Below are 201 nucleotides of genomic sequence, written 5' to 3'. Positions count from 1 at the left end.
TCCATTAAATATGGCTCGTGGATAGTGATTCATCCAGTTATTGGTCGCTATAATCTGGGCACTACTATAATCATTAACAGCTTGGCCCTTAGTAATCTCCTTCCGGAGAAAACGATTATTGATTTCATTGGATCCACGTTCCCAAGGGGAATACGGATCAGCATAGAAAACATGATCGTGAACTTGTGTTAACTCACTAAA

1 pseudogene is annotated in these 201 nt (G+C 39.8%); it reads right to left on the bottom strand.

From position 1 onward, the window contains the following. A pseudogene (locus QOS10_RS09725) lies at window positions 1-201 on the bottom strand (IS30 family transposase); the annotation flags it as partial.

The sequence above is a fragment of the Limosilactobacillus galli genome (assembly GCF_947381495.1).
Classification (GTDB): Bacteria; Bacillota; Bacilli; order Lactobacillales; family Lactobacillaceae; genus Limosilactobacillus; species Limosilactobacillus galli.
Note: the sequence above shows the minus strand (reverse complement) of the source record. Positions and strands in the feature narration are given on the sequence as shown.